Annotated in this window: 12 protein-coding genes; 5 read left to right on the top strand and 7 right to left on the bottom strand. The window is 58.6% G+C overall.

Features of this window, described 5'->3' with window-relative positions:
- Window positions 1-2: 2 nt before the first annotated feature.
- From glpD to Q7W83_RS22570, 4 genes are all read right to left on the bottom strand, one after another.
- Complete coding sequence (gene glpD / locus Q7W83_RS22585) at window positions 3-1,541, bottom strand: glycerol-3-phosphate dehydrogenase (protein ID WP_150640068.1); 1,539 nt, start codon at window positions 1,539-1,541, stop codon at window positions 3-5.
- A 283-nt stretch (window positions 1,542-1,824) separates the two neighbouring features.
- Window positions 1,825-2,580, bottom strand: a complete 756-nt coding sequence (locus Q7W83_RS22580) for a DeoR/GlpR family transcriptional regulator (protein WP_150631207.1) — start codon at window positions 2,578-2,580, stop codon at window positions 1,825-1,827.
- Window positions 2,581-2,675: 95 nt separating this feature from the next.
- A complete protein-coding gene (gene glpK, locus Q7W83_RS22575) occupies window positions 2,676-4,181 on the bottom strand; it encodes a glycerol kinase GlpK (RefSeq protein ID WP_150654075.1) in 1,506 nt (501 codons plus the stop codon).
- A 75-nt stretch (window positions 4,182-4,256) separates the two neighbouring features.
- Entirely contained in the window at window positions 4,257-5,108 is an 852-nt protein-coding gene (locus Q7W83_RS22570; protein ID WP_150631205.1) for an MIP/aquaporin family protein, read from the bottom strand.
- A gap of 369 nt (window positions 5,109-5,477) precedes the next feature.
- Here Q7W83_RS22570 and ybaK point away from each other — a divergent pair, with 369 nt between their 5' ends.
- Together ybaK and Q7W83_RS22560 are read left to right on the top strand one after the other, a co-directional pair.
- Entirely contained in the window at window positions 5,478-5,948 is a 471-nt protein-coding gene (gene ybaK, locus Q7W83_RS22565) for a Cys-tRNA(Pro) deacylase (RefSeq protein ID WP_007971306.1), read from the top strand.
- 15 nt (window positions 5,949-5,963) lie between these two features.
- Window positions 5,964-6,746 (top strand): PhzF family phenazine biosynthesis protein, encoded by a 783-nt coding sequence (locus tag Q7W83_RS22560; protein WP_150631204.1) that lies wholly within the window; start codon window positions 5,964-5,966, stop codon window positions 6,744-6,746.
- Between the two features lie 51 nt (window positions 6,747-6,797).
- Here the strand turns inward: Q7W83_RS22560 and Q7W83_RS22555 are convergent, their stop codons facing one another.
- Together Q7W83_RS22555 and argF are read right to left on the bottom strand one after the other, a co-directional pair.
- On the bottom strand, window positions 6,798-7,907 hold the full coding sequence (locus tag Q7W83_RS22555; RefSeq protein ID WP_150631203.1) for an ABC transporter ATP-binding protein: 1,110 nt from the start codon (window positions 7,905-7,907) through the stop codon (window positions 6,798-6,800).
- Window positions 7,904-8,824, bottom strand: coding sequence for an ornithine carbamoyltransferase (gene argF / locus Q7W83_RS22550; RefSeq protein ID WP_150639465.1), 921 nt, complete (start codon window positions 8,822-8,824; stop codon window positions 7,904-7,906). Before argF ends, Q7W83_RS22555 begins: the two co-directional genes overlap by 4 nt.
- Window positions 8,825-9,233: 409 nt before the next feature.
- Here argF and Q7W83_RS22545 point away from each other — a divergent pair, with 409 nt between their 5' ends.
- The 3 genes from Q7W83_RS22545 to grxD all read left to right on the top strand — a co-directional run bounded on the left by Q7W83_RS22545 (window position 9,234) and on the right by grxD (window position 12,203).
- Entirely contained in the window at window positions 9,234-9,524 is a 291-nt protein-coding gene (locus Q7W83_RS22545; RefSeq protein ID WP_150631201.1) for a hypothetical protein, read from the top strand.
- Window positions 9,525-9,658: 134 nt separating this feature from the next.
- The gene (locus tag Q7W83_RS22540; RefSeq protein ID WP_473657058.1) at window positions 9,659-11,764 is read left to right on the top strand and encodes a molybdopterin oxidoreductase family protein; all 2,106 of its coding nucleotides are present in this window, start codon (window positions 9,659-9,661) and stop codon (window positions 11,762-11,764) included.
- Between the two features lie 97 nt (window positions 11,765-11,861).
- Window positions 11,862-12,203, top strand: a complete 342-nt coding sequence (grxD, locus tag Q7W83_RS22535) for a Grx4 family monothiol glutaredoxin (protein ID WP_150639462.1) — start codon at window positions 11,862-11,864, stop codon at window positions 12,201-12,203.
- Between the two features lie 98 nt (window positions 12,204-12,301).
- On the opposite strand, the gene bfr is transcribed toward grxD, so the two are convergent.
- The gene (bfr, locus tag Q7W83_RS22530) at window positions 12,302-12,775 is read right to left on the bottom strand and encodes a bacterioferritin (protein ID WP_150631198.1); all 474 of its coding nucleotides are present in this window, start codon (window positions 12,773-12,775) and stop codon (window positions 12,302-12,304) included.
- Window positions 12,776-12,955: the final 180 nt, after the last annotated feature.

Genomic DNA, 12,955 nt, shown 5'->3' with positions numbered 1-12,955 from the left:
GATCAGGCCGCTTCGATCTTGCTGCGGTTTTGCTCGACCTTGCTCAGGTAATCCGCGAGCCTCTGCTGCTCGTCCGGGGTGGTGAACAAGCCCAGCTTGCTGCGACGCCATAGAATGTCATGCGCCGTGGTTGCCCACTCTTCACTGCACAGGTAATCGACTTCGCGGGTGTAGAGACCGCCGCCGATGTGCTCGCCGAGGTCACTGAGGCTTTGCACGCCTTCGAGCATGCGCCAGGTGCGGCTGCCGTAAGTGGTGGCCCAGCGGCGCGCGATTTCGGTCGGCACCCAGTCGAATTGGTCGCGAATCCGCGAGCTCAACGCCTGCGGGGTGGTCATGTCTTCGCCGCCCGGCAGGGTCGCCGTGGCGGTCCAGCTCGGTTTGATGTGCGTGAAGTAAGGAGCCAGTTGCGCCAGCGCCGACTCGGCCAGTTTACGGTAGGTGGTCAGCTTGCCGCCGAACACCGACAGCAACGGCGCTTCTTCGCCCGAGCCCGACAGCGCGAGGGTGTAGTCGCGGGTGACGGCCGACGGATTGTCGGATTCGTCGTTGCACAGCGGACGAACACCGGAATAGCTGTGCAGGATGTCGTCGCGGCTGATCTGTTTCTTGAAGTGGGCGTTGACCACTTTCAACAGGTAATCGGTTTCGCCTTCAGTGATCGCCACTTTGGCAGGGTCGCCGGTGTACTCGCGGTCGGTGGTGCCGATCAGGGTGAAATGGTTCAGGTACGGAATGGTGAAGACGATGCGCTGATCTTCGTTTTGCAGAATGTGCGCGTGTTCGCCCTCGTACAGCTTCGGCACGATCAAATGACTGCCCTGGATCAGACGGATGCCGTACGGCGACTCCATCTTCAAATCATCACGAATGAACTTGGCCACCCAGGGGCCGGCCGCATTCACCAGCGCCTTGGCGCGGATCGAAAACAGGCTGCCGTCGGCGCGTTCCAGGTGCAGATGCCACAAGCCCTTGGTGCGACGAGCGCTGACGCAGCGGGTCTGAGTGTGGACATGGGCGCCGTTTTCGCGGGCGGCCATGGCGTTCAGGACCACCAGGCGCGCATCGTCGACCCAGCAATCGGAGTATTCGAAGCCTTTGGTGATTTCGCTTTTCAACGGGCTGTCCGGGCCGAACTTCAGGCTTTTCGAGCCTTCGAGTTTTTCCCGTTTGCCAAGGTTGTCATAAAGGAACAACCCGGCGCGAATCATCCATGCCGGACGCAGGTGCGGACGGTGCGGCAAGACGAAGCGCATTTGTTTGACGATGTGCGGCGCCTTGGCCAGCAACACTTCGCGCTCGGCGAGGGCTTCGCGGACCAGGCGGAATTCGTAATGTTCGAGGTAGCGCAGGCCACCGTGGATCAGTTTGCTGCTGGCCGACGAGGTGTGGCTGGCCAGATCATCCTTTTCGCAAAGGAACACCGAAAGACCGCGACCGGCGGCGTCCGCTGCGATTCCCACGCCATTGATCCCGCCACCGATGACGGCGATATCGTAGACCTCGGCGAGTGGGGGCGTAGGCAAGGTAGAAGTGGGCATCGGATGGCCTCGGTTTTTTTGATTTTCGGTATTGGATTTCGAACATTAATGTTCATTTGCGAAAATGGTAGCCCATAAAGCCGCGCACAGCCAGTCAACTTCGATTGAAAATACTGATCGAAGGGCGGGTAAAGGAAAATTTACGAACATTTAAGCGCGCGATTAAGTCGCTAGAGGTGTGTTGCATGGGCAATCGTCATCGCGGGCAAGCCCGCCCCCACAGGTCATGTACAAATCCTGTGGGGGCGGGCTTGCCCGCGATGGCGTCGGTACAGCCTAGGGGTTAGACCACTTCCAACCGAATCTTGTGCTGACTCAACAATTGCGCCAGCGCCGGCACAGGCTGCTGATCGGTCACCAGGCAGTCGATCAAGCTGATCGGCCCCAGGCGAATCATGGCGTTGCGCCCGAATTTGCTGGAGTCCGCCGCCAGAATCACCTTCCGCGCATTGGCGATGATCGCCTGCGACACCCGCACTTCCTGATAATCGAAGTCCAGCAGGCTGCCGTCTTCATCAATACCGCTGATGCCGACGAGGGCGAAGTCGACCTTGAACTGGTTAATGAAGTCGACACTGGCCTGACCGACTACGCCACCGTCGCGCCGCACATTGCCGCCCGTCAGCAGAACGTCGAAGTCGTCCTTGGCGCTGAGCATCGAAGCCACATGCAGGTTGTTGGTGATGATCTTCAGGTGGTTGTGGTTGAGCAGCGCCCGGGCGATCGATTCGGTGGTCGTGCCAATGTTGATGAACAGCGAGGCGTGATCAGGGATCTGTGCGGCAATGGCTTCGCCGATACGCTGCTTTTCATCGCGCATCTGATCGGCGCGCATCGCGTAGGCAGTGTTTTCAACGCTGGAATCGTAAGCAGCGCCGCCATGGTAACGACGCAGTAAATTGGACTCCGCGAGCTGATTGATGTCGCGGCGAATAGTCTGCGGTGTAACAACGAACAGCGTGGCCATTTCCTCGATGCTGACATAGCCGCGTTCGCGAACCAGTTCGAGGATTTGCTGCTGACGGGGAGGCAGATTCATGGGGCTTCCTTTGGGCTGCCGTGCAAAATTTGCCCATGATGCCGCAGGAATCTGCTCCCTACCAGTTACATACAGATACGAGTGCTTACGTGGGCTTATTCAGCGCCTTCATGAGGTTCCCAGTCACGCGTGCGGCTGACCGCTTTTTTCCAGCCGGCGTAGAGTTTTTCCTTGGCGGTTTCGTCCAGTGTCGGCTCGAATTCGCGCTCGATCACCGCCTTGCCGCGCAGTTCTTCCAGGCTGCCCCAGAAGCCACACGCCAGACCGGCCAGGTACGCCGCACCGAGTGCGGTGGTTTCGCGCATTTGCGGGCGCTCGACCTGCGTGCCGAGGATGTCGGCCTGGAACTGCATCAGGAAATTGTTCGCCACTGCACCGCCATCCACGCGCAGTGCTTTGAGGCGTTCGCCGGAATCCTGTTGCATGGCGTCGAGCACGTCGCGCGTCTGGTAGGCAATCGACTCCAGCGCTGCACGGATAATGTGATCCACGCGTACGCCGCGAGTCAGGCCGAACAATGCGCCACGGGCATACGGGTCCCAGTACGGAGCACCGAGGCCAGTGAACGCTGGCACCAGGTATACGCCGTTGCTGTCCTTGACCTTGTTGGCGAAGTATTCGGTGTCGTGGGCGTCATTGATGATTTTCAGCTCGTCACGCAGCCACTGAACGGTGGAGCCGCCGTTGAATACCGCACCTTCCAGCGCGTAGGCCACTTCGCCGCGCGGGCCGCAGGCGATGGTGGTCAGCATGCCGTGCTTGGACTTCACCGCTTTGTCGCCGGTGTTCATCAGCAGGAAGCAGCCGGTGCCGTAGGTGTTTTTCGCCTGGCCTGGCTCGACGCACATCTGGCCGAACAGGGCAGCCTGCTGATCTCCGGCGATACCGCCAATGGCGATGCCGCTTTTGGTGTGGCCGTAGATTTCCGACGAGGATTTAACTTCCGGCAGCATCTCGCGCGGAATATCCAGCACCTCCAGCATCTTCGCGTCCCACTCCAGGGTGTGGATGTTGAAGAGCATGGTGCGCGAGGCGTTGGTGTAATCGGTGACGTGAACTTTACCGCCGGTAAATTTCCAGATCAGCCAGCTGTCGACGGTGCCGAACAACAGTTCGCCTTTGCGCGCTCGCTCACGGCTGCCTTCGACGTTGTCGAGGATCCACTTGAGCTTGGTGCCGGAGAAGTACGGGTCGGTGACCAGGCCGGTGGTTTCGCTGATGTATTGCTCGTGGCCGTCGCGCTTGAGCTGCTGGCAGATCTCGGTGCTGCGGCGGCACTGCCAGACGATCGCGTTGTAGATCGGGCGGCCGGTGGTCTTGTCCCAGACCACGGTGGTTTCGCGCTGGTTGGTAATGCCGATCGCCGCCACTTGGTCGTGATGCAGGCCGGCTTGCGCCAGGGCCTCGACCATCACGGCGCTTTGGGTGGCGAAGATTTCCATCGGGTCGTGTTCGACCCAGCCGGCTTGAGGGTAATGCTGGGCGAATTCGCGTTGGGCGGTGCAAACCACGTTCGCGTCGCGGTCGAAAATGATCGCGCGGGAGCTGGTCGTACCCTGATCGAGGGCAATGATGTAGTTCTTATTCTGAATGTCGGTCATGTCGATTGCCTTGGACGAAATAAGGGAGTGAGGTCAGGCGCGCGATCAAATGGGCAGGATCGTGCGCCAACGGTATCAAGAAGTTCTTGGTTTGCCGTCAATGGCCGGTGTTGCGTCCTTTGTAGCAGGTATGGCGCTGGGCAGATGACGGGCAATCAGCCCGCGATACGCTGCAGCACCGAGGCAGGCACCGACAATCGGTGCAAAAATCGGAATCAGGAAATACGGGATATCGCGCCCGCCGGTGAAGGAAATTTCACCCCAGCCGGCGAAGAAAGTCATCAGCTTCGGTCCGAAGTCACGCGCCGGGTTCATCGCAAAACCGGTCAGCGGCCCCATCGAGCTGCCAATCACGGCAATCAGCAGGCCGATCAGCAGTGGCGCCATTGGCCCGTTGGGCAGGCCGTTGTTGTCGTCGGTCAGGGACATGATCACGCCCATCAGGATCGCGGTGATGATCACTTCAACCAGGAAAGCCTGGGCAGTGGACAAAGCCGGGTTGGGGAAGGTGGAAAACACCGACGCCAGTTCGAGGCTGGCTTGAGTGCCACGCACCATATGGTGAGTTTGTTCGTAATCGAAGAAAAGATTGCTGTACAGCGTGTAAACCAACAACGCGCCGCAGAACGCACCAGCCACCTGGGCAAGAATGTAAAACGGAAGTTTGCGTTTTTCGAAGTCGGCGAAAATGCTCAGCGCGATGCTGACGGCAGGGTTGAGGTGAGCGCCGGAAACTCCGGCGGTCAGGTAGATCGCCATACTGACGCCGACGCCCCAGATAATGCTGATTTCCCACAAGCCAAAGCTGGCACCCGCGACCTTGAGCGCGGCAACGCAACCGGTACCAAAAAAGATCAACAGTGCAGTGCCCAGAAATTCGGCCATGCATTGGCTTGAAAGTGACGGTTGTTGTAAAGCAGTTGTCATCGAAAACCTCTTTGTTTTTGTTGTCTGGCGCTTTTTTCGTCATGGTCAAAGCGCGATTTTCACCGGGACAGGATCCCCATCCTGTTCCTGGCTTACTGCTGAGTGTTGCGTTGTCACGTTGTACGGTATTCAGTTTCGAAAAAATATAGACAAGAAACACTGCTGTCAAAGGTCGAAAGTGAACTATCGGTCACAATGCAACTATTAGTCACATGAATGATCGTTTTGTTTTGTGAACAGGACGAACTCTGACGAACGGTAAAAAACCGCGCCAAGCACTGGAAACGCTGCCGTGATAGAGCCTTTTATGGAGCAATGTCCTAGAATCCAGCGCAGTATTTTTTCTCTGCCGCCCAGTCTGGAGCTGTCATGACCCCCGCATTGGATTTGTTGAAAAAAGTTCGTGCCGAACATCGCGTGCACAGTTACGAACATGATCCGAAGGCCGCGTCTTATGGGCTGGAGGCCGCGGAGAAACTGGGGCTGGACCCGGCGCAGGTATTCAAGACTTTGTTGGCGGCCAGCGAGAAAGGGGAATTACTGGTGGCGGTGGTGCCGGTCGTCGGAAGTCTGGACTTGAAGGGCCTGGCGCATGCAGCCGGTGTGAAAAAAGTCGAAATGGCCGACCCGGCCGCTGCGCAACGTTCCACCGGTTATCTGTTGGGCGGCATCAGCCCGCTGGGACAGAAAAAGCGCCTGCGCACCTTTATCGATAATTCGGCGCAGCCCTTCGCCAGCATTTTTGTCAGTGCCGGTCGACGTGGTCTGGAAGTGGAACTCGCCCCCGCAGTATTGGCCGAACACACACAGGCCAAGTTCGCCGATATCGGCCGCGCCTGAATCAGGGAGAAAGTTATGCAGCTTGAGTTTCATCAGGTCGATGCGTTCAGTGACAGGCCGTTCAGTGGTAACCCGGCGATGGTCTATCGGCTCGATGCCTGGCTCGCCGATGAGTTGATGCAGAAAATTGCCGCTGAACATAACCTCGCCGAAACCGCTTTTGTGGTGCGTGAAGGGCAGGGCTGGCACATCCGCTGGTTCACTCCCACCACCGAGGTACCTTTGTGTGGGCATGCCACCCTGGCCAGCGCGTACGTGTTGTTCGAGATCTATAAAGAACCGGTCGAACGCCTGGACTTCATTTGTAAATCCGGCCCGCTGAGCGTGAGTCGTGAGGGCGGTCGCTTATGGCTGGATTTTCCGGCAATCGTGCCGTCTGAAGTCGGCGTGACACTGGATGTCGAACGCGCCTTGGGCGTCGAAGTGGTCGATGTGTTGGGTTCGAATGAATTATTCGTGGTGCTGGAGTCGGAGCAGGCGGTGCTCGATTGTCAGCCGGACATGGTGGCTTTGGCCAAACTGCCGTGGCCGGGCGCCATCGTCACCGCCAAGGGCAGCAAGCATGATTTTGTGTCGCGGTACTTCGCGCCGGCGATCGGTATCAATGAAGACCCGGTGACCGGTTCCACCCATTGCAGCCTGATTCCGTACTGGTCGAAACGTTTGGGCAAGTCGAGTCTGACGGCATATCAGTGTTCGAAACGCGGCGGGGAGTTGTTCTGTCGGTTGGAAGGCGATCGGGTCAAGATCGGCGGAAATGCAACGCTGGTGGCCAGTGGAACATTGATGTTGGGTTGACGCTACCCTCTGTGGGAGCGAGCAAGCTCGCTCCCACAGAGATTGTGTTGGTCAGTTGGCGGTGCTGTGCCGCCGGACACCGGAGTCCATCGCAGGAATCTGCGCCGCTGTGCTGCCGGACGCCTGGAACAACACCAGATGTTCGGCCGCCACGCGAATGCCAACTTCTGCACCGACCAGATGATCAGCATGGCTCGGGAAAATCGATTCCAGCTGCGCACCTGTTGGCAACTGCAACCGATACAACGTCGACGCACCCTGGAACGACTTGCCGACAATCCGTGCCTTCAAGGCGCTGTCCGGTGCATAAACGATATCGTCCGGACGGAGCAGCACATCCACCGCGCCACCAATCGGCCAGGTGTAAGCCCGATTGCCGCGTAACTCACCCAGCTCGGTCTGCACCGATTCCGGGCTGCTCAACTGGCCGCGAATGAAGTAGCCCTGACCAATGAAACTGGCCACATAGGGCGTCAGCGGTTCGTGATACAGGTTGTAGGGCGTGTCCCACTGTTCCAGGCGACCTTCCTTGAAAACCCCGACATGATCGCTCACCGCGAAGGCTTCTTCCTGGTCGTGGGTCACCAGAATCGCGCTGGTGCCACGGGCCTTGAGGATGTCTCGCACTTCGTGGCTGAGCTTGCGCCGCAACTCGCCGTCGAGGTTGGAGAACGGTTCGTCGAGCAGGAGCAGTTGCGGCTCCGGCGCCAGGGCGCGGGCCAGGGCGACACGCTGCTGCTGACCCCCCGAGAGCTCGTGCGGAAAGCGTTTGCCGAGGTTTTTCAGGTTGACCAGTTCCAGCAGCTCTTCGGTCACGCGATCCTTTTGCGGGTGCTTGCGGATCCCGAACCCGATGTTCTCGGCCACGCTCAAATGTGGAAACAGGGCGTAATCCTGAAACACCATACCGATCCGGCGTTTCTCCGGGGCGAGGGTGAACCCGGCGCTTGAGATTGTCTCGCCCGCCAGGGTGATTTCACCTTCGTGCACCGGTTCAAAACCGGCAATCGCCCGCAGGGTGGTGGTTTTGCCGCAGCCCGAGGAGCCAAGCAGGCAACCGATGTCGCCGGCATTCAAATGCAGGTTGAGGTTCTGCACGACGCGCTGGTCTTGATAGCCGCAAGCGAGGTTGCGCAGATTAAGCAGTAATGGCTGGCTCATGCGTGGTGATACGCCGGTTCGACGAGAAACTCGAGCAGGGCCTTTTGTGCGTGGAGGCGGTTTTCCGCTTGATCCCAGGCGACGGAGCGGCTGTCGTCCAGCAGGTCGACGCTGATTTCCTCGCCACGGTGCGCCGGCAGGCAATGCATGAACAGCACGTCCGAAGCGGCCAGATCGAGCAGGGCGCGGTTGACCTGGAAGGGTGCGAACAGCTTCAGGCGCTTGGCGGTTTCCTCTTCCTGGCCCATGGAGGTCCAGACATCGGTGCTCACCAGATGAGCGCCCCGTACGGCATCCTTCGGATCCCGGACGATGGTCACCCGATCACCGGCCTTGGCCACGAATTCAGGGTTGGGTTCATAGCCCTCAGGGCAAGCGATGCGCAATTGGAAGTCGAACTGGATCGCCGCTTCTATATAGCTGTTGCACATGTTGTTGCCGTCGCCGATCCAGGCCACGGTTTTGCCCTGGATCGAGCCGCGATGTTCGAGGAAGGTTTGCATGTCGGCCAGCAACTGGCACGGGTGCAAATCGTCGGACAGGCCGTTGATCAGCGGGACGCGCGAATTGGCGGCGAATTCGGTCAATGTGCTGTGGGAAAACGTACGAATCATCACCGCATCGAGCATGCTCGACATGACAATGGCGGCGTCGCCGATCGGTTCGCCACGGCCCAGTTGCGTGTCGCGCGGCGACAGGAAGATCGCCTGGCCGCCGAGCTGGATCATGCCGGCCTCGAACGAGATACGGGTGCGCGTGGAGGACTTCTCGAAAATCATCCCGAGCACGCGGTTTTTCAGAGGCTCGAACAGTACGCCGCGGTTACGCAGGTCTTTGAGCTCAACGCCTCGACGGATCACGCTGACCAGCTCTTCGGGCGTGCAATCCATCAGGGAGAGAAAGTGCCTTGCGCTCATCATTGACTACCTTTTTGCTACAAACCGCAGATGCTCAAAGCCTTGTTTAACGGAACAACGGGCGAGACCTGCGGCGTAAGCCGCACGGGGCGACGAAATAGGGGAAGGCGCGATCTTATAATTAAATGTCGCGTCTTACCAATAGGGCTACGGTTTTTAGGGGATTTCAGAGGGGCTATGGGTGTGGACCACAGTAGCGCTTTTGAAGCCTGTTTCCTGACAGCAGCCGTTCATTTGTACACTGGGGCTGTGGGGCTTTGCAATCAAACAGGGCGGCCATGGTGCGCTGATGGTCGGTTTCTGACCCGGTATTCGAGTCTTCTGGTGGCAATGTGCCTCGTCTGAAACACTTGCTAATGCAATGTGCTGGGTTATAACTAAGTTACGAGCGACGCAGGAAGCCTTCGGAATGGAATCGAAAGAACAGCAATTGATGGAATTACTTGGTCTCACGGCCCGCTCACTGACGCATCTCACCGCTTCGATGACCTCAATGTCCTTTGAGCTTTTGCGAAGTAATGACGAGGTGACCAAGGCCGCGGGCCGACGGATGATCGACCGCATGGCCACCATCAGCGCCGGGCTCGACGAGCACTGGCGACTGATCGGCGAACTCACTGGCGTGCATGTCGCTCACGAACAGATAGAAACCATCCAGGAGATTCAGTTGCAGACGCCGCCGAGGCTGCCGTCGAACTGATCCCGAGCGGTCATCGGCTGGCCTGATGGCCGCCGATTCACAAGACGAACGTCGCTGGCGCAGTGACGGGTCACGCGCCATAGTTTTGTTCCCGCGGCCGCTATTGCCCGCCCAGAACAAGACAGAGACTGGCCATGACCAAGACTCTCCATCACCGTGCCTGCCACCTGTGTGAAGCCATCTGCGGCCTGACCATCGAGACCACCGAGCTCGATGGTGCTGTGCAGATCACCTCGATCAAGGGCGATGCCCAGGATACGTTCAGTCGCGGGCACATCTGCCCCAAGGCCGTTGCCCTGCAAGACATTCAGAACGATCCTGATCGTCTGCGTCAGCCGATGCTGCGCGTCGGCAGCGAATGGCAACCCATCGAGTGGGAAGACGCCTTCAACCTTGTAGGCGAACGCCTGGCGGCGATACAGGAGCGCCACGGGCAGAACTCGGTGGCGGTTTATCAAGGCAATCCCAGTGTGCACAACTACGGGCTGATGACCCACAGCAATTACTTTCTTGGTCTGCTGAAAACCCGCAACCGGTTTTCCGCGACGTCGGTCGATCAATTGCCTCATCACCTGACCAGCCATTTGATGTACGGCCACGGTTTGCTGTTGCCGATTCCCGACATCGATCACACCGACTTCATGCTGATCCTTGGCGGCAATCCGCTGGCCTCCAACGGCAGTATCATGACCGTGCCGGATGTGGAAAAGCGTCTGAAGGCGATTCAGTCTCGGGGCGGCAAAGTGGTGGTGGTCGATCCGCGCCGCAGCGAAACGGCCGCGATTGCCGATCAGCATCTGTTCGTGCGTCCGGGGGGTGACGCGGCACTGCTGTTCGGGCTGCTCAACACGTTGTTTGCGGAAGGTCTGACCCGCGACAGCCATTTGCCGGTCGACGGCCTGGATGACGTGCGCGAGGCCGTCACGGGTTTCACCGCCGAAGCCATGAGCCCGCTGTGTGCCGTGCCCGCCGAGCAGATCCGTCAATTGGCGCGGGACTTCGCAGCAGCGCCGACCGCGGTCTGTTACGGGCGCATGGGCGTTTCCACTCAGGCATTTGGCACGTTGTGCCATTGGCTGGTGCAGTTGATCAACCTGGTCACCGGCAATCTCGATCGCGTCGGGGGGGCGTTGTGCACCGAACCAGCGGTGGACCTGGTGGCGTCTACTTCGGGCGGACATTTCAATCTGTGGCAGAGCCGCGTGTCCGGGCGTCCGGAATACGGCGGCGAGCTGCCGGTGTCGGCGCTGGCCGAAGAAATGCTCACCGAGGGGGAGGGGCAGGTCCGCGCGCTGATTACCGTAGCCGGCAATCCGGTGCTGTCCACGCCCAATGGCCGGCAACTGGAGCAGGCCCTGGACGGGTTGGAGTTCATGGTCAGTATTGACTTGTACATCAACGAAACCACGCGCTATGCCGACCTGATCCTGCCGTCCACTTCAGCCCTGGAAAACGATCACTACGACACCACGTTCAACATGTTTGCAGTGCGTAACGTCAGCCGGTTCAACCGCGCGATCCTGGCCAAACCGGAAGGCGCGTTGCACGACTGGGAGATTTTCGTCGGGTTGGCCAAGGCGTTTGCCGCGAAGACCGGCAAGGAGCTGAAACCGACGATTCCCCCTGCGCAGATGATCGACCGTGGCTTGCGAATGGGGTTGTACGGCGACGCTTCGCCGCACAAGTTGTCCTTGGCGACGCTGTTTGATCAGCCCCATGGCGTTGATCTTGGCGCACTGAAATCCAACCTGGCGCCACGCCTGAAAACCGCCAATCAGCGCATTCAGGCAGCGCCGGCGGCGATCCTCGCCGATCTCGCGCGTTTTGCGGCGCTGCAAGCCCCGGCTGCTGATGAACTGCTGATGATTGGCCGTCGTCACGTGCGCAGCAATAACTCGTGGATGCACAACTACCACCGTCTGGTGAAAGGCAAGCCGCGTCATCAATTGCTGATGCATCCGGACGACCTCGCCAGTCGCGGGCTCAGCGATGGGCAGCGGGTACGGGTCAGTTCCCGGGTCGGCATGATCGAAGTGGAAGTGCTGGGCAGTCTGGATATGATGAAAGGAGTGGTCAGCCTGCCGCACGGTTGGGGCCATGCGCGACCCGGTGTGCAGATGACGATTGCCAGCGGCCAGCCGGGTTCCAGCGCCAATGACCTGACCGACGAGTGTCAACTCGATGAGTTGTCGGGGAATGCGGCATTGAACGGTGTGCCGGTGACCGTGGTAGCGGCTTGATTGAGTCTGTCGGGGAGACCGAGCATGGCGCTCGGGTTTCCGTTACAATGCGCCACCGTGCCGACCCCTGAGTCGGAAAGTTCAGCCGAGGTGCTCCATGGATATCATCGAAACGATTAAAGAGCAGATTGCCAACAACACCATTCTGCTTTACATGAAAGGTTCGCCGAATGCCCCGCAGTGTGGCTTCTCCGCGAAAGCCGCGCAGGCCGTGATGGCGTGTGGTGAAAAGTTTGCGTACGTGGACATCCTGCAGAACCCGGAAATCCGCGCCAACCTGCCAAAATACGCCAACTGGCCAACTTTCCCGCAACTGTGGGTGGGTGGTGAACTGGTCGGCGGTAGCGACATCATGACCGAGATGGCTGCAGACGGTTCGCTGCAAAGCACCATCAAAGCGGCTGTTGAAGCGGCTGCTGCGACCAAGACCGAAGCCTGATCCTACAGGTTTGCCCTGCGAATCTCGGGCATTAAAAAGCCCCGCCTCTTCAAAAGAGCGCGGGGCTTTTTATTGTCTCGAGTTTAACGAGCGCTAACTTACTCTTCGCCCATCTGCGATTGCAGATAGTTCTCAAGACCGATTTTATCGATCAGGCCCAGTTGGGTTTCCAGCCAGTCGATGTGTTCTTCTTCGGATTCAAGAATATCTTCGAGCAGTTCGCGGCTACCGAAGTCGCCAACGGTCTCGCAATGAGCGATCGCGACTTTCAGGTCTGCATGGCCGGTTCGTTCGATACGCAGGTCGCACTCAAGCATTTCCTGGGTGTGCTCGCCGATCTGCAGCTTACCCAGGTCCTGCACGTTCGGCAGGCCTTCCAGGAACAGGATGCGCTTGATCAGCTTGTCCGCGTGTTTCATCTCATCGATGGATTCGTGGTACTCGTGCTTGCCGAGCTTGTTCAGACCCCAATCTTCATACATGCGCGCATGCAGAAAATATTGATTGATCGCGACCAGCTCATTGGCAAGGATCTTGTTGAGATGCTGGATGACTGTAACGTCGCCTTTCATGATGGGGTCCTGCCCTATATTAGCTGTCTATAAAGCAGAGTTTGATCCGCACAATTAAGAGTGTCAAACCTAAGTTATTGAAACTTAAGTGAAAATTAATCGGAATAAGAATGTTTGTGTTCCGCGTCTGGTGCGTAACCAATTGATTTTCAGGCATAAAAAAACCGGACATGAGTCCGG

The sequence above is a fragment of the Pseudomonas sp. 300 genome (assembly GCF_055803035.1).
The sequence above is the reverse complement of the archived record's forward strand: the minus strand, read 5'-3'. Positions and strand labels throughout refer to the sequence as shown.